We start from the raw sequence: 15,542 nt of genomic DNA on the forward strand, positions 1-15,542 counted from the left end.
AACGATGATTCCTGAACTCGGCCACCTGGCCATGATTCTGGCGCTGTGCTTTGCCATGGTACAGGCCAGCGTACCCCTGTGGGGCGCCTGGCGCGGTGACCGGCAATGGATGGGCCTGGCCCAGCCAGCGGCCTGGGGCCAATTTGCCTTTCTGGTATTTGCCTTCGGCTGCCTGACCTGGTCGTTCATGAACGATGACTTCTCCGTCGCCTATGTTGCAGAGAACTCCAACAGCCATTTGCCCTGGTACTTCAAGTTCAGCGCAGTGTGGGGCGCCCATGAAGGCTCTCTGTTGCTGTGGGCGCTGATTCTCGGCGGCTGGACCTTCGCCGTCTCGGTATTCTCCCGGCAACTGCCTCAGGTCATGCTGGCGCGGGTACTGGCGGTAATGGGCATGATCAGCGTTGGCTTCCTGCTGTTTCTGATCGTTACTTCCAATCCGTTCAGCCGCATCCTGCCGCAGATCCCGGCCGACGGTCGCGACCTCAACCCGTTATTGCAGGACATCGGCCTGATCGTGCATCCACCGATGCTGTACATGGGTTATGTCGGTTTCTCCGTGGCCTTCGCTTTCGCCATTGCCGCCTTGCTCGGCGGCCGCCTCGACGCCGCCTGGGCGCGCTGGTCGCGGCCCTGGACCATCGTTGCCTGGTCGTTCCTCGGCGTGGGTATCACCCTGGGCTCCTGGTGGGCCTACTACGAACTTGGCTGGGGTGGCTGGTGGTTCTGGGACCCGGTGGAAAACGCCTCGTTCATGCCCTGGCTGGTGGGTACGGCGCTGATCCACTCCCTGGCGGTCACGGAAAAACGCGGCGTGTTCAAGAGCTGGACGGTGTTGTTGGCGATTGCCGCGTTCTCTCTGAGCCTGCTCGGCACCTTCCTCGTGCGCTCCGGCGTGCTGACTTCGGTGCATGCCTTCGCGTCCGATCCGGCCCGCGGCGTGTTTATCCTGATCTTCCTGCTGTTCGTGGTCGGCGGCTCCCTGACCCTGTTCGCCCTGCGCGCCCCGGTGGTGAAGAGTCATGTCGGCTTTGGCCTGTGGTCGCGGGAAACCCTGCTGCTGGGCAATAACCTGATTCTGGTAGTCGCCGCATCGATGATCCTGCTCGGCACCCTCTACCCCATGGTGCTGGACGCCATGAGCGGGGCGAAGATGTCGGTCGGTCCACCGTACTTCAACGCTCTGTTCGTACCGTTGATGGCGCTGCTGATGCTGGTCATGGCAGTAGGCGTACTGGTGCGCTGGAAAGACACCCCGGTCAAATGGCTGGCCAGCATGCTCGCCCCGGTACTGGTCGGCACAGCCGTGCTCGCTGCCATCGCCGGTTTTGCCCTCGGCGATTTCCAGTGGGCGGTGCTGGCGACCTGTGCCCTGGCTGCCTGGGTGCTGCTGGCCGGCATCCGCGACCTGCTCGACAAGACCCGCCACAAGGGCCTGTTCAAGGGCATGCGCGGCCTGACCCGCAGCTACTGGGGCATGCAGCTGGCGCATATCGGTATCGCGGTGTGCGCTCTGGGTGTGGTCCTGTCCAGCCAGCACAGCGCCGAGCGCGATTTGCGCCTGGCCCCCGGCGACTCCACCGAGCTGGGCGGCTATAGGTTCGTCTTTGAAGGCGCCAAGCATTATCAAGGCCCCAACTTCACTTCGGATCGCGGCACCATTCGTGTGATGCGTGATGGTCAACCGGTCACCGTACTGCATCCGGAAAAGCGTTTGTACAGCGTCCAACAATCGATGATGACCGAGGCTGGTATCGACGGCGGTTTCACCCGCGACCTTTATGTGGCCATGGGTGAGCCTCTGGATAACGGCGCCTGGGCGGTGCGGGTGCACGTCAAGCCGTTCGTGCGCTGGATCTGGTTCGGTGGCCTGATCACCGCGCTGGGCGGGCTGCTCGCGGCTATGGACCGGCGTTATCGGGTCAAGGTCAAGAGCAAGGTTCGTGAAGCTCTGGGCCTGGCGGAGGTTGTGGCATGAAGCGCTGGATCATGCTGTTGCCACTGGCGCTGTTTCTTGGCGTGGCGTTGTTTCTTTATCGCGGCCTGTATCTTGACCCCGCCGAGTTGCCATCGGCGCTGATCGACAAGCCGTTCCCCGAGTTCTCCCTGCCTGCCGTGCAGAGCGACAAGCTCATGACCCGCGCCGACCTGCTGGGTAAACCGGCACTGGTCAATGTCTGGGGCACCTGGTGCGTGGCCTGTCGCGCCGAGCACCCGGTGCTCAACCGGCTGGCTCAGCAGGGTGTGGTGATCTATGGCGTCAACTATAAGGACGTCAACGCCGACGCCTTGAAGTGGCTCAAGGAGTTCCATGACCCGTATCTGCTCAACATCCGTGACGAAGACGGCAGCCTGGGCCTCAATCTGGGGGTCTACGGCGCACCGGAAACCTTTCTGATCGATAGCAAGGGCATCATCCGCTACAAACATGTCGGCGTGATCGACGACACGGTCTGGCGCGAACAATTGGCCAGCCGCTATCAGGCCCTGGTGGATGAAGCGAAATGATCAAGCGCCTGTTGACCGCTGCCGTCCTGAGCCTCGGGCTTGTCACGTTGGCCCACGCTGCCATCGATGCCTACACCTTCCGTGATGAGGCCGAACGCGCCCGTTACGCCGAGCTGACCAAGGAGCTGCGCTGCCCCAAGTGCCAGAACCAGGACATCGCCGACTCCAATGCGCCGATTGCCGCTGACTTGCGCCGCGAGATCTACCGCATGCTCGGCGAAGGCCAGAGCAATCAGCAGATCATCGATTTCATGGTCGACCGCTATGGCGATTTCGTTCGCTATAAACCGGCCCTGAGCGCCCGTACCTGGCTATTGTGGTTTGGACCGGCCGGGCTGCTGCTCGGCGGCGTGCTGGTGATTGCCATGATCGTCGCACGGCGCCGCAGCCAAGGCCGCAGGGATGTTGACGTTCTTTCTGACGAGGAGCGCGAGCGCCTCGCCCATCTGTTGGATAAAAATCGCGAATGACTGATTTCTGGCTGGCCGCCGGCCTGCTGTTGCTGGTGGCCCTGAGTTTCCTGTTGATCCCTGTCCTGCGTGGCCGTCGTGCCCAACGCGAGGAAGATCGCACCGCCCTTAACGTCGCCCTGTATCAGGAGCGTATCGCCGAGCTGCAAGGCCAACAGGCTGAAGGTGTACTGACCGAGGCGCAGCTGGAAAGCGGGCGTGCCGAAGCGGCCCGTGAACTGTTGGCCGATACCGAAGGCGCCGAGACTGCCCGCAGTTCGCGCCTGGGCAAGCCGCTGCCGCTGCTGGCAGCCGTGTTGGTGCCCGTGCTGGGCTTTGGCCTGTACCTGCATTTCGGCGCCAGCGACAAGGTCGAGCTGACCCGTGAATTCGCCCGGCCGCCGGCGTCCATCGGCGAAATGACCCAGCGCCTGGAGCGGGCGGTCAAGGCGCAGCCGGATTCTGCTGAAAGTGTCTACTTCCTCGCCCGCACCTATATGGCTCAAGACCGCCCGGCCGATGGCGCGGCGATGTTCGAGCGTGCCGTGGCCCTGGCCGGGCGTCAGCCTGAACTGCTCGGGCAATGGGCACAGGCGCTGTATTTCGCCGCCGACAAGAAATTCACGGCTCAAGTCCAGGCCCTTACCGATGAAGCGCTCAAGGCCGACCCACGGGAAGTCACCAGCCTCGGTCTGCTCGGTATCGCCGCCTTCGAGAGCGAGCGATACCAACAGGCAGTGGATTACTGGACTCGCCTGCTCGCCGTACTGCCGGCCAATGATCCATCGCGCTCGGCGCTGCAGGGCGGTATCGACCGTGCTGGCGAACGGCTGACTGCCAGTGGCGGCAAGGTAGCGGCGCCCGTTGCGGCCAAGACAGCTCTGATCAAGGTCCGCGTTGATCTGGCCCCGGAACTCAAGGCCAAAGTCGCGCCGGGAGACAGCGTATTCATCTTTGCCCGCGCCGTGTCCGGCCCTCCAGCGCCGCTGGCCGTCAAGCGCGTCACCGTGGCCGACCTGCCAGTGGACGTCGAACTGGGCGATGCCGATGCAATGATGCCGCAACTGAAACTGTCGAACTTTCCTGAAGTCCAACTTTTGGCGCGAGTATCCCGCGCGGGGCAACCGACTGCCGGTGAGTGGGTAGGGCGCAGCAAGCCGTTGGCCAGCAGCGTGACCGCCCTCCAGACATTGACCATCGATAGCCCGGATCAATAACCCGAATCCTGTGGGACCGGCTTTAGCCGGGAATAGGCCTTCCCGGCTAAAGCCGGTCCCACAGAGTTGCGCTGTGGTTTGAAAAGAGCCTTATCAATCCGACGACAAGAGAATCCACCATGTACCGCACCGCCCGTATCAGTTTGTTGGCCATGGTTATGGGATTAAGTGCCTGTGCGGTACAGCCCCAGGCGCCACGCAGCGAGCAGCCGATCCCGAGCTTGCCGTCCTCCCAGCCCAACACCCCACGCGGCACCACGCCACAAACCCCCGCAGCCCCGCAGAAAACTTCCAGCCACTTCGCCCCCCCTCCTGGCGGCCATAGCCACTGGGACGAGCGCCTGGGCGTGCACGTACTGGATAATGCGAGCAACACCTTCTACCGCCAGCGTACCTACTACCGCTGGGACAACGGCTGGACCTGGGCCCTGAGCCCCGACGGCCCGTGGCAAGCCACCGACGGGCACGGCGTGCCACCGGGGTTGAGTCGTCAGTTCGGGAATTGAATGGGGACGCTGGATATTGGGCCATCATAATGCCCCGACACTTCTATTGAAAAATCTTTTGATGGACAGACTAAACGCCACTTATAAATTTCGCTTTTATCGATTTTAGATAACTTGACTGATTCTTAAAGCTGCTGGCAATTAAAGCACTTTATAAGTATTTGCCAGCCGAGTAAAAGGAATAAGCCTCGTTTTTTAATAGGGAATAAATATCAAGGCGCGCTTTTTTCGGATCTCGGAAGGCGGGGGGTGTTGCTATACTTTAGAGGTGGGTCGTGGGTGGGTTGGTTTTTTAAGAGGATTTTTATCATGGGCAAGAATAGTGAAGCTAAGTATGCGCCAATTAAAGAAGTAGTAGAGCTGCCTTTCAAGTCAATTGTCTACTCTGTCTCTCAGTTGGTTCGGGGCTCCGATGGTGCGTTATATGCGGCATTTGTATCTGACGAGATGGTTGATTCAAAGACGCCCCGTGATCTCGCGGTGATTGCGCGTTTGGGGCGAGATAATAGGCCCGATCTCGGTTTTGGTGTGCGGGGATTTGCGCAGGTCAATCTGGGTAATCATCTTCGATCCAGTATTATGGCTCAGGCGATGGCGGTGCAGGAAGATGGAAGTGTTATTGTGCTGGGGCGTGGACTTGATCAGTTTCTGGTCGTGCTTGCGAAGTTTACCTCCAATGGCAATCTGGATGAGCAGTTCGGTGATGCGGGGATCATTGTGCATCGTTTGGACGTCAACGCCTTAAAAGTGGATGGCATGGATCAAGCGAGTGTCGAGGACGACAAACTTAACGCCCAGAGTTCGAGTTCAAATTCGCAGTTGATCTCACTCGCTTCCAATGCGCTTCTTTACATTGGGCGTGCTACGCAAGGCAAGGAGTTCATCGCTCGGTTTACACCCGATGGAAATCTGGACATGAGGTTTGGTGATGATGGTATCGCCATGGTCGAAGCGCCAAACTCTAATAGAAATTCTTTGATTTTGGAGGCCGTCAGGGAGTTCGCTGACGGCAGGATATTTGTCAGTGGTGGTTTCTATGACGTCTTCTCCAGCCGGTATTTTGGTCTGGTTGCACGCTACTCTCAGGACGGGGAGGTCGATGAGACATTTGGTACTGATGGATTTTTATTGATTGCACCTCCTGATAGCGTCTCAGGTGTGGGATTAGGTTATTTCAGGGTTGAAAGTATTTCAGAGGGGCCTGAGTCATCAATTGTCTGTGCGTTAAATGTGATTGTGAGCGAGCCGCTTACTATGCCAACACTCATTACCTATCTTGATGAGCGTGGCGTGCCCGTACCCTCATTTAATAAGAGTGACCCTGTTTTGTTTAGTGTGGTAGGTCACCGTCTGGATCGTTTTAAAGATGTTGTAGTGCGAGGTGATAATAAACTCGATAGTAAGATTGTGGCAGTGGGTGATTGGCACGCAGGTGACCGGCCAGAAAGTGGGTGCCTGGTAGCACGTTTCAATTCCGATGGGGCAAGAGACACTTCCTTTAATAATACGGGATGGACCGATTCTCCTGCCGGGTTGCTCGTAAACATGATTATGGATAAGCACTCAATCACCGCACTGGGTTACGATCAACATTTAGGTAAAGGTTTAGTAGTTGTCATCAATAGTTAGGTAGGTGGCGGGATATTCTCGCAGCGCACTGTTCTATGGAGTAAACTTCAGGGAGGCAAAACTTAGAGACTGCCGCCTCGAATGTAATGCTGCTTTGGGCTATTTCCCCGGATAAATCTGATCAAACACCCCGCCATCAACAAGGTGGGTCTTCTGCACCGTGCGCCAGTCGCCAAAGGTTTTCTCTATTGAGAGGAAGTCGACGTTCTGGAAACGGTCGCTGAACTTGGCCCCTCGAAGTGCTAAAGACCGGCTGATCTGTCCAGTATAGGGGAGGTTTAATAATACGCACGCCGCTGGTACTCAGCATTTTTCGCTATGGGTGATCTGTTTTTTATGCTGTTTCTTTGTTGTGTTTTGGATTTAAACAGGATTGGCTATATCTCCAATAAATATAGGTCTAGTCGTTGTGTTCTTTGATCAAAAGCATTTCTATTGCTAGGATTAAATTGATCGGGTGGTTGTTCGAGTCGTAATTATACTGGCACATGAGGAATAGGATATGAAGCGCAATGAAGCAGGTGGTGTTATTAGGAATATATTTGAACTGCCTTTCAAATTTCCCGCTCAGCTCCCAAATAATCAGGTGGTTCGGCATACTGATGGGATGCTGTATGTTGCTTTTGCAGCTGACGATAATTCAACGTTGCCAACCACGACGGTGAGGTTCGTCGTGGTCGCCCGTTTGGGTAGGGATTATAGGCTCGATCTAAGCTATGGTACTGGCGGGTTCGCTCAAGTGCCGCTGGGAGATGTATTTAAAGATGGCGCCCCCTTACTGGGTATGGCGGTACAGCCGGATGGTAGCGTTACTGTCTTGGCCAGGTACCTTTACAGCTGGACAACGGTCGCATTAACACGGTTTAAACCCGATGGTAGTCAGGATGAAGATTTTGGAGAGGGGGGGTGGTTATACATCATCTGGATGCTGATCAAGAGAGTGTCGGCACTGCCAGTCAGGTGGATATCGAAGATGATCAATCAACAAGCCAGGGAATGGCTTCTAGTATGCAATTTACCTCTTTGGCTTATGGCGTAATTTTTTATGGCGTTGCACCTGTTGCTAATAAAGGATTAATTGCGAAGTTTATGCCGGATGGGAAGCTGGATACAAGTTTCGGTAGCGATGGCATTGCAGTATATATCCCGCCGACAGGCCACTCACTGAGTATTTCTTCTGTCACGGCGCTTTCTGATGGTGATATTGTTCTCGGTGGGTACTTGGATGATACCGTTAATTCGATACGTGTGGGTTTGGTAGTGAAATACTCCAAAGCTGGGGTGGTTGATAGCACATTTGGTGTGGATGGCAGTGTTTTGATTAACTCTTCGGAAGAGTTGGGCCTATTTGGGGTTGTATGTAGACGGATAGCGGAGGGGCCGGATTTTTCCCTCGCCTGTGCATGTGGGCTAACAGGAGTAGGCGCATTGATTGTCTACCTTGATAAGAACGGGGAGGCGATTAAATCTTTCAATAATGGCAAACCTGTCTTGTTTAGCGTGCTCGGCCACTCTTCTGATAAATTCAATGCTATTGCCGTGCAGGGCGAGAGTCTAACCACTTGTAAAATTGTAGCGGCTGGTGGCGCTGAATTATCGACAGAGCAAGAGGCAGGGAAAAGTTTCCTTGTGGCGCGATTCAATGCCGATGGCTCGAGAGATACTTCTTTTGCAGGAAGCGGTTGGGTCGTTTCGCCGCCCAGACCTTCCGTTTTAGAAGAACTTAGTTCAATGGTGCTGGACGAGCGGACAATTGTTGCATCGGGTTATTACGGCGGTGGGCGGAGTATAGTGGTGATGGTGGTTGCTAATTAATTGGTCGGTAATCTGTTATTCAGTGTGGATTTTCACGGTTCGTTGATCCCATAAAAAACGGCAACCTTATCCGGCTGCCGTTTTGAACGGCCTGCTGCTATATCACTTCCCCGGATAAATCTGATCAAACACCCCACCATCAACAAAGTGGGTCTTCTGCACCGTACGCCAGTCGCCAAAGGTTTTCTCTACCGAGAGGAAGTCAACTTTCGGGAAGCGGTCGGTGTATTTCGCCAGCACGGCCGGGTCGCGTGGGCGCAGGTAGTTCTTCGCAGCGATTTCCTGACCTTCTGATGACCAGAGGTACTTCAGGTAGTCTTCGGCCAGAGCACGGCTGCCTTTCTTGTCAACCACGGTATCGACCACAGAGACCGGTGGCTCGGCTTCGGCGATATATCACCGAGCAGAGAGGTAGGTGTAGTACTCATTACCGTAGTTAGTCTGGGTTGCTACCAGCCCTTTCTTTACACGACCGGCGGCTACAGGCTATTGTGAAGTTGATATACCACGGCAATTGATTCGCCGCCATTTAACTTCTATTGAATCTACTTTCGAATTTTAAGTGATGTTCGGCTTAAGCCGGTTGTGGGTTATCGAGAATTGATCTTAAGGGAGGTTTTCCTGAAGTTATTCAGGGGCTATTATTGTGATGGGATTGTTCATTAGTTTGCGTGTAGGAGTGAGCTGTGCGCATGTGATAGTGTTTTTTAAAAGGAGTTTTATCATGAGTTCGTCTGATGGAAAAAGCGCATCGGGGCAGATTATAAAGATATTGGAAGTGCCATATGAACGCGCTGTTAATGCTGTGTACGGTATGGCTCGGGACTCAAAGGGTAGGTTGTATGTGGCTTTTTCGGGTGCCATAGAAGGGCATAAGCCTCCTCTCTACAGGGCCGTAGTTACCCGTCTGGATGCGAACAATAACCTCGATAAAAATTATGGAGATTTGGGGTTTGCGACAGTCGATTTTTTCGATATCTTGGGTCTAGGGACTCAGAGTATGGTGGTGCAAGAAGAGGGTAGTGTTGTTCTGATAGCTCATGACCCTGGTCCCCGCCGGGCAGTGGCGGGGTTAGTAAAGTTTGATACCAATGGTCATCTGGATCAGACTTTCGGAGATGGCGGAACCGTTGTACATCGCCTGCGGGAGTTTTCAGGGGATACAGAGCCTGTCACTTATACGAATATTGAACAAGATGACTCGCAGAATTCACGCTTGGCATCAACCGGACATCTGCTTTCGCTGCCCTCGGGTGCACTTATATACTGCGACGAATTTACTTCTCCAAAGGGTGAGAATTTACTCGCTATAGCGAAGTTCACATCGAATGGCAGCCTGGATGGAGCCTTTGGTCAGAACGGGGTAGCAGAAATATCACCCCCTCACGAGGAAGTGAGAGCACTGCAGGCGAGCACAATCGCCGAACTGTCCGATGGTAGAATTGTAGTGTGTGGTTCGGCCTATCTTGTCATTTCCCCCGATGTTTTAACGGTGCAAGGCTGGATTTGCAGATGTTCGCCCGAGGGGGACCTTGACAACACGTTCGGCGATCAGGGCCACTTGATACTTGAATTTCCGGAAGGCGTTTCAAATAAAACAAGTGTTCGATGCGAGGCGGTAGCACAAGGGCCCGATTTTTCTCTTGCTTGTGTGGCGACGCTCACTTTGGTTGAATCAGATGCTCCTCTAAATATTTATTCGCAGATTTCTTATCTCGATCAAAGTGGTGCCGATGCGTATTCATTCAATGCGGGTAAGCCAGTCATCTTCGATGTGATCGGCCATAACGTCGATTTCCTGTCTGCGGTAGCAGTCAGTTCGGATAATAAGATTGTGGTCGCAGGACAATGTATTACCTATGCTGACACTTCGGTGTCGCACGACATGCTGGTAGCGCGATTTAATTTTGATGGCTCGAGAGATACGTCTTTTGCGGGGCAGGGATGGCTCGCTGAGAGCTATAAAGGAGGTGGAAATCGGCTCGGATTCATCATGCTAGGAAAACAATCAATTGTGGTATTAGGTGAAAATCGAAGCGCCGCGATCATTATGATTGTTAGAGCCTGAGCGATTTGCTGTGCATGGACATTAACGTAGACGCGCTTTTATTTTAATCTCACCCATGGCAAGACGGCAATCTGAATATCAACAGATTACCGTCTTGTTTTTTATCGATTAAATCACTTCCCCGGATAAATCTGATCAAACACCCCGCCATCGACAAAGTGGGTCTTCTGCACCGTACGCCAGTCGCCGAAGGTTTTCTCTACCGAGAGGAAGTCAACTTTCGGGAAGCGGTCGGTGTATTTCGCCAGAACGGCCGGGTCGCGTGGGCGCAGGTAGTTCTTCGCAGCGATTTCCTGACCTTCAGGAGACCAGAGGTACTTCAGGTAGTCTTCGGCCAGAATACGGCTGCCTTTCTTGTCGACCACGGTATCGACCACAGAGACCGGCGGCTCGGCTTCGGCGGAAACGCTTGGGTAGACCACTTCGAACTGATCGCGGCCGAACTCGCGGGCGATCATTTCAGCTTCGTTTTCGAAGGTGATCAGCACGTCGCCGATATGGTTGGTCATGAAGGTCGTGGTTGCGCCGCGGCCGCCGGTATCCAGTACCGGAACGTGCTTGAACAGTTCGCCGACGAATTTCTTCGCCGCCGCTTCGTCACCGCCATTCTTCAGGGTGTAGCCCCATGCGGACAGGTAGGTGTAGCGGCCGTTGCCCGAGGTTTTCGGGTTTGGCACTACCACTTCAACGCCGTCCTTGACCAGGTCGGACCAGTCTTTCAAGGCTTTCGGGTTGCCCTTGCGCACGATAAATACGGTGGCCGAGGTGAATGGCGCGCTGTTGTTCGGCAGGCGCGTAACCCAGTTGTCCGGCACCAGCTTGCCGTTGTCGGCCAGGGCGTTGATATCGGTGGCCATGTTCATGGTGATGACATCAGCCGGCAGACCGTCGATCACCGAGCGCGCTTGCTTGCTCGAACCGCCAAACGACATCTGGACCGCGACGTTTTCCTTGTGCTCGACTTCCCAGTGTTTCTGGAAGGCGGCGTTGTAGTCCTTGTAGAAGTCGCGCATCACGTCGTAGGAGACGTTAAGCAGGGTAGGGGCAGCCATGGCGGCGCTGCTCAGGGCGATGCCTGCGGCCAGTAGCGAGGCGGCGAAGAGTTTTTTCACTGCGCATTCCTTTGGTTGGAGAGTTGAATATTTTTATGGGTGCTGCGCCATAGAGCAGCAAACACAGACATCCTGTGGGACCGGCTTTAGCCGGGAAGACATATTCCCGGCTAAAGCCGGTCCCACAGAACAATTGTGCGGGTGATAGCCGAATGCCGCGACTATAGCCGGACTGTAATAGGCCTTTAAAGATTAAAAGCGTATTTGCTTATGCTTTCTTTGCCGGCCCCGGGAACAGCGCATTCCCGCAGCGCGAGCAGAATGCGGCGTCATGTTCATGGCTGTTTTTGGTACAGACCGGGCAGTCGCGTTGCAACTGGTCGCCGCGCATGGCATTGGCCAGTTCGGCGGTGAAGATGCCGGTGGGTACGGCGATGATCGAGTAGCCGGTGATCATCACCAGAGACGAGAGCATTTGCCCCAGAGTGGTCTTGGGCACGATATCGCCGAAGCCCACGGTGGTCAGGGTGACGATGGCCCAGTAGATGCCCATGGGAATACTGGTAAAGCCGTGTTCAGGGCCTTCGATCACGTACATCAGGGTGCCGAACACCACCACCAGGGTCGAGACCGAGACCAGAAAGACGATGATTTTCTGCTTACTGCCGCGCAGGGCTGACAGCAGGTAATTGGCCTGTTTCAAGTAAGGCCCAAGCTTGAGTACCCGAAAGATACGCAGCATGCGGATGATGCGCACGATCAGCAGGTATTGGGCGTCGCTGTAATAGATGGCGAGGATGCCCGGCACGATGGCCAGCAGGTCGACCAGGCCATAGAAGCTGAAGGCGTATTGCAGAGGCCTGGGCGAGCAGTACAGGCGCAGGGCGTATTCGATAGCGAATACTGCCGTAAAGCCCCATTCGATCCAGGCCAGTTGGTCGGCGTAGTTACGATGGACCGACTCGATGCTGTCGATAATGACGACAAACAGGCTGCACAGGATGATGACCAGCAACGCCTGGTCAAAGCGTCGTCCGGCAGGGGTGTCGGTCTGGAAAATGACGATGCGCAGTTGCTCGCGCCGACTGAGGTTGTTGTCCATGAAGTTATGTCCCCAGTGAAGAGGGCCCGAGCCTGAGGGATTGCGCTTGCCAACGCAACCCTGAGGCCCGGCCTGGGGGAAGTGAACTCAGACCTTGAACTGGCGCAGCAGGCTGTTCAATTGCTCGCTGAGGTCCTTGAGGTGCAGGCTTGCGGTGCTGGACTGCTCGGCGGCCAGGGCGGTGCTTTGCGACAGCTGGGCGGCCTGGGTCACGTTCTGATTGATGTCCTCGACCACATGGGACTGCTCCAGGGTCGCACTGGCGATAGACGTATTGAGGCTGTTGAGGTTGCGCAGGACCTGGATGATCGAGCCCAGGCTTTGCCCGGCCAGGTTGGCTTGTTCGATGGTCAGTTGCGAGGAACGGCTGCTGTCGCCGATGACTTTCACTGCTGCGTTGGAGTGGGTCTGCAGGCGCTCGATCATGCCCTGGATTTCCGCCGTGGACTTCTGTGTGCGCTGGGCCAGCAGGCGGACTTCGTCGGCGACCACGGCAAAGCCGCGGCCTTGCTCACCGGCCCGGGCCGCCTCGATGGCAGCGTTGAGGGCCAACAGGTTGGTCTGTTCGGCAATCGAGCTGATCACTTCAAGGACGCCGCCGATCTGGGTGCTTTCGCTGGACAGGGTGCGGATCACTTCCACGGCCTGCTCGATGGTGCCGGACAGGTGGTCGATCTGGCGCAGGCTGCTGTCGATATTGACCTGGCCCTGATTGGCCTGGGCTTCGGCATCGCGCATTTCCTTGGCGGCATGCTCGGCGTTTTTCGCCACGTCCTGCACGCCATAGGTCACTTCGTTGACGGCGGTGGCCACCAGATCCATTTGCTGGGACTGCTGCTGACTGCGGCTCAGGGCCTGGGCGGAATCATTGCCCATGGCGCTGGAGGCCTGGCCGAGGCTGGTCGCTGATTGTTGCAACTGGTTGATGACCCCGCGCAGCTTGGCGGTGAAGTCGTTGAAGTGTCTGGCCAACTGGCTGACTTCGTCGCTGCCGTGGGTGTCCAGGGCACGGGTCAGATCGCTCTCGCCGCTGGCGATATTGGCCATGGCGCCCACCGTGACCTGCAACGGCTTGACGATGCTGCGGGCGATCATTACCACCAACAGGCCCATGAACAGCATGATCACCGCACTGACCAGCGCGGCATACATCATCTGTTGGCGGAACTCGGCGACCACGTCATCGACATACACGCCCGAGCCGAGGATCCAGCCCCAGGGCGCGAACAATTGTACGTAGGAAGTCTTCTGCACCGGTTCGCTGGCGCCGGGCTTGGGCCAGCGATAGTTGACCGGGCCGGCGCCCTTGCTCTTGGCCACGGCGGCGATTTCATTGAATACCGCGAAACCATCCGGGTCGCGGATGGCGGAAAGATCCTGGCCTTCGAGCTTGGCGTTGACCGGGTGCATGATCATCACCGGGCGCAGATCGTTGATCCAGAAATAGTCGGTCTGGTTGTAACGCAGCCCGCGAATCACGCTCAGAGCCTGTTGCTGGGCCTGTTCACGAGTCAGGGTGCCAGCCTTTTCCAGGCCGTTGTAGTAGTCGAGAACCCCGCTGGCCGCCTGCACCAAGTGCATGGTTTTCTGCGCCTTGGCCTCATAAAGGTCGGTATGCACCTGCTTGAGCATCACGGCGGCGAGGGTGAACAGCATCAGCAACGATACGATGAGAATCAGCCACAGACGACGGCTGATGGAGAAGTTGCGCATGGTCATGATCGCGGCCTCGTAGTGTTTTTATTGGGGCTTTAAAGGCTTTCGGCTATCACACTACAAATCTGAGAGTGATGTGAGATTTTTCTTTCTAGAGCGTAGGCGTATATGGCTAAAGTCTTACACGACGAGAGGGTGTTTCGCGCTATTGCCATTTTTTCGGATAGCGGTAAGATTGGATCCAACAACCGCAGCCAAGGAAGCGCTGCGGGATCAAGGACGATCGACCATTGTCAGGACGGCAGCCGACAGGATGTTGGATGGTCACACCAAAACCCGCTTCGGCGGGTTTTTTTATGGGTGCGTGAATGTCTCGGAGTGTGGGACCGGCTTTAGCCGGGAAGACCTGGGTCCGAACGACGAAGAGGTATCGTCGTGCTGGCCTCTTCCCGGCTGAAGCCGGTCCCACAGTCATGTGCAGTATCAGGAATGATCCAGCTCACACCCCTTGAGCACCAGCCGGATGATGGTCTGGGTCGCGGCTTCGTAGTCGCTGTCGTCGAGCTTGTCCTTGCCGGTGACGCTGGAGATCTGCCAGTCGAAGTCGGCGTAGGTCTGGGTCGCGGCCCAGATGCTGAACATCAGGTGATGAGGGTCAATGGGGGCGATCTGGCCGCTGTCGATCCAGGCCTGGATGCAGTCGATATTGTGCTTGGCCTGGCCGTTGAGCTGCTGCACCTGCTCAGGCGTCAGGTGCGGTGCGCCGTGCATGATTTCGCTGGCGAAGACCTTGGAGGCAAAGGGCAGGTCGCGGGAAATGCGGATCTTGGAGCGGATATAGGCGCTCAGGACCTCGGCCGGGACGCCGTCGCGATTGAACGGTGTGGAGGCGCGCAGAATCGGTTCGATGATGCTTTCCAGCACCTCGCGATAAAGGTTTTCCTTGGACTTGAAGTAGTAATAGACGTTGGGCTTGGGCAGCCCGGCCTTGATCGCGATATCGCTGGTCTTGCTGGCAGCGAAGCCTTTGTCGGCAAATTCCTCGCTGGCTGCGCGCAGGATCAGCTCTTTGTTGCGCTCGCGAATACTGCTCATAAACCCGTTGATTCCTTGCCGGCCCGGCGGTTGCGAATGGTAGCACCGGCTTCCAGCGCCGCTCAAGGCAGGTGCACCCGCGCGCCGCTACTGGCATATTGATGTCGCTGGTGGACGAACGACGAGGACCCCCGCCTATATGAACAGCCCTTTGTTTTCCAGCGTAGTGGCCTACGCCCAGCAATGTGAGCGGCAACTGGTGGAGATCCTCCATCTGCGCCCCGGCCTGGACCGGCGCCAGGTCGCGACCTGGGTCGATGAGCAGAGCCACGCGCGCACTGATCGTGATCCCCTGGACCTGCTGCGCTCGATCAACGCTCAAGTCCGGGCGGGCAAGCCTTTGCCCTGGGAAGACCGGTAACTCTTGTCGTAACCCGATAAACCCCCTTGCGATTCGCGGGCGGACCCGGCATTATCCTATAAGATTACGATCATAATCCAATTG

General features: G+C 56.2%; 14 protein-coding genes and 2 pseudogenes. 10 read left to right on the forward strand and 6 right to left on the reverse strand.

What is annotated here, in order from left to right:
• Positions 1-4 precede the first annotated feature (4 nt).
• The 6 genes from AC1Z24_RS09460 to AC1Z24_RS09485 all read left to right on the forward strand — a co-directional run bounded on the left by AC1Z24_RS09460 (position 5) and on the right by AC1Z24_RS09485 (position 6,309).
• A complete protein-coding gene (locus tag AC1Z24_RS09460) occupies positions 5-1,978 on the forward strand; it encodes a heme lyase CcmF/NrfE family subunit (protein WP_483745406.1) in 1,974 nt (657 codons plus the stop codon).
• Positions 1,975-2,508, forward strand: a complete 534-nt coding sequence (locus AC1Z24_RS09465) for a DsbE family thiol:disulfide interchange protein (RefSeq protein ID WP_259105390.1) — start codon at positions 1,975-1,977, stop codon at positions 2,506-2,508. Before AC1Z24_RS09460 ends, AC1Z24_RS09465 begins: the two co-directional genes overlap by 4 nt.
• Positions 2,505-2,978, forward strand: a complete 474-nt coding sequence (locus AC1Z24_RS09470) for a cytochrome c-type biogenesis protein (RefSeq protein ID WP_409033958.1) — start codon at positions 2,505-2,507, stop codon at positions 2,976-2,978. Before AC1Z24_RS09465 ends, AC1Z24_RS09470 begins: the two co-directional genes overlap by 4 nt.
• Positions 2,975-4,174 (forward strand): c-type cytochrome biogenesis protein CcmI, encoded by a 1,200-nt coding sequence (gene ccmI / locus AC1Z24_RS09475; protein ID WP_483745407.1) that lies wholly within the window; start codon positions 2,975-2,977, stop codon positions 4,172-4,174. The genes AC1Z24_RS09470 and ccmI overlap by 4 nt, the downstream gene beginning before the upstream one ends.
• Before the next feature lie 119 nt (positions 4,175-4,293).
• Complete coding sequence (locus AC1Z24_RS09480) at positions 4,294-4,680, forward strand: hypothetical protein (RefSeq protein ID WP_483745408.1); 387 nt, start codon at positions 4,294-4,296, stop codon at positions 4,678-4,680.
• A gap of 309 nt (positions 4,681-4,989) precedes the next feature.
• Entirely contained in the window at positions 4,990-6,309 is a 1,320-nt protein-coding gene (locus AC1Z24_RS09485; protein ID WP_483745409.1) for an NHL repeat-containing protein, read from the forward strand.
• Between the two features lie 99 nt (positions 6,310-6,408).
• On the opposite strand, the pseudogene AC1Z24_RS09490 reads toward AC1Z24_RS09485, so the two are convergent.
• A pseudogene (locus AC1Z24_RS09490) lies at positions 6,409-6,540 on the reverse strand (sulfate ABC transporter substrate-binding protein); the annotation flags it as partial.
• A 271-nt stretch (positions 6,541-6,811) separates the two neighbouring features.
• Here AC1Z24_RS09490 and AC1Z24_RS09495 point away from each other — a divergent pair.
• A complete protein-coding gene (locus AC1Z24_RS09495) occupies positions 6,812-7,348 on the forward strand; it encodes an NHL repeat-containing protein (RefSeq protein WP_483745410.1) in 537 nt (178 codons plus the stop codon).
• Positions 7,318-8,124, forward strand: a complete 807-nt coding sequence (locus tag AC1Z24_RS09500) for an NHL repeat-containing protein (RefSeq protein WP_483745411.1) — start codon at positions 7,318-7,320, stop codon at positions 8,122-8,124. Before AC1Z24_RS09495 ends, AC1Z24_RS09500 begins: the two co-directional genes overlap by 31 nt.
• 102 nt (positions 8,125-8,226) lie before the next feature.
• Here the strand turns inward: AC1Z24_RS09500 and AC1Z24_RS09505 are convergent.
• A pseudogene (locus AC1Z24_RS09505) lies at positions 8,227-8,514 on the reverse strand (sulfate ABC transporter substrate-binding protein); the annotation flags it as partial.
• Between the two features lie 334 nt (positions 8,515-8,848).
• Between AC1Z24_RS09505 and AC1Z24_RS09510 the strand changes: the two are divergent.
• Positions 8,849-10,192: a delta-60 repeat domain-containing protein gene (locus AC1Z24_RS09510; protein ID WP_483745412.1), complete on the forward strand. Its 1,344-nt coding sequence runs from the start codon at positions 8,849-8,851 to the stop codon at positions 10,190-10,192.
• Positions 10,193-10,305: 113 nt separating this feature from the next.
• On the opposite strand, the gene AC1Z24_RS09515 is transcribed toward AC1Z24_RS09510, so the two are convergent.
• The 4 genes from AC1Z24_RS09515 to AC1Z24_RS09530 form a co-directional block, all read right to left on the reverse strand.
• Complete coding sequence (locus tag AC1Z24_RS09515) at positions 10,306-11,304, reverse strand: sulfate ABC transporter substrate-binding protein (protein ID WP_483745413.1); 999 nt, start codon at positions 11,302-11,304, stop codon at positions 10,306-10,308.
• A gap of 208 nt (positions 11,305-11,512) precedes the next feature.
• Positions 11,513-12,346, reverse strand: coding sequence for an ion transporter (locus tag AC1Z24_RS09520; RefSeq protein ID WP_483745414.1), 834 nt, complete (start codon positions 12,344-12,346; stop codon positions 11,513-11,515).
• 87 nt (positions 12,347-12,433) lie between these two features.
• On the reverse strand, positions 12,434-14,065 hold the full coding sequence (locus AC1Z24_RS09525; RefSeq protein WP_483745415.1) for a methyl-accepting chemotaxis protein: 1,632 nt from the start codon (positions 14,063-14,065) through the stop codon (positions 12,434-12,436).
• A 420-nt stretch (positions 14,066-14,485) separates the two neighbouring features.
• Complete coding sequence (locus AC1Z24_RS09530; protein ID WP_483745416.1) at positions 14,486-15,097, reverse strand: TetR/AcrR family transcriptional regulator; 612 nt, start codon at positions 15,095-15,097, stop codon at positions 14,486-14,488.
• A 139-nt stretch (positions 15,098-15,236) separates the two neighbouring features.
• Between AC1Z24_RS09530 and AC1Z24_RS09535 the strand changes: the two genes are divergently transcribed.
• The gene (locus tag AC1Z24_RS09535; protein WP_483745417.1) at positions 15,237-15,458 is read left to right on the forward strand and encodes a hypothetical protein; all 222 of its coding nucleotides are present in this window, start codon (positions 15,237-15,239) and stop codon (positions 15,456-15,458) included.
• Positions 15,459-15,542: the final 84 nt, after the last annotated feature.

It is taken from the genome of Pseudomonas sp. JL23 (assembly GCF_056933585.1).

What these genes read in the sequence shown, in the direction of transcription:
- AC1Z24_RS09465 (WP_259105390.1), top strand. Translation starts at nt 1,975, where the DNA reads ATGAAGCGCTGGATCATGCTGTTGCCACTGGCGCTGTTTCTTGGCGTG.
- AC1Z24_RS09480 (WP_483745408.1), top strand. Translation starts at nt 4,294, where the DNA reads ATGTACCGCACCGCCCGTATCAGTTTGTTGGCCATGGTTATGGGATTA.
- AC1Z24_RS09520 (WP_483745414.1), bottom strand. Translation starts at nt 12,346, where the DNA reads ATGGACAACAACCTCAGTCGGCGCGAGCAACTGCGCATCGTCATTTTC.
- AC1Z24_RS09535 (WP_483745417.1), top strand. Translation starts at nt 15,237, where the DNA reads ATGAACAGCCCTTTGTTTTCCAGCGTAGTGGCCTACGCCCAGCAATGT.
- AC1Z24_RS09500 (WP_483745411.1), top strand. Translation starts at nt 7,318, where the DNA reads ATGCAATTTACCTCTTTGGCTTATGGCGTAATTTTTTATGGCGTTGCA.
- AC1Z24_RS09470 (WP_409033958.1), top strand. Translation starts at nt 2,505, where the DNA reads ATGATCAAGCGCCTGTTGACCGCTGCCGTCCTGAGCCTCGGGCTTGTC.
- AC1Z24_RS09495 (WP_483745410.1), top strand. Translation starts at nt 6,812, where the DNA reads ATGAAGCGCAATGAAGCAGGTGGTGTTATTAGGAATATATTTGAACTG.
- AC1Z24_RS09460 (WP_483745406.1), top strand. Translation starts at nt 5, where the DNA reads ATGATTCCTGAACTCGGCCACCTGGCCATGATTCTGGCGCTGTGCTTT.
- AC1Z24_RS09510 (WP_483745412.1), top strand. Translation starts at nt 8,849, where the DNA reads ATGAGTTCGTCTGATGGAAAAAGCGCATCGGGGCAGATTATAAAGATA.
- AC1Z24_RS09485 (WP_483745409.1), top strand. Translation starts at nt 4,990, where the DNA reads ATGGGCAAGAATAGTGAAGCTAAGTATGCGCCAATTAAAGAAGTAGTA.
- AC1Z24_RS09525 (WP_483745415.1), bottom strand. Translation starts at nt 14,065, where the DNA reads ATGACCATGCGCAACTTCTCCATCAGCCGTCGTCTGTGGCTGATTCTC.
- AC1Z24_RS09530 (WP_483745416.1), bottom strand. Translation starts at nt 15,097, where the DNA reads ATGAGCAGTATTCGCGAGCGCAACAAAGAGCTGATCCTGCGCGCAGCC.
- ccmI (WP_483745407.1), top strand. Translation starts at nt 2,975, where the DNA reads ATGACTGATTTCTGGCTGGCCGCCGGCCTGCTGTTGCTGGTGGCCCTG.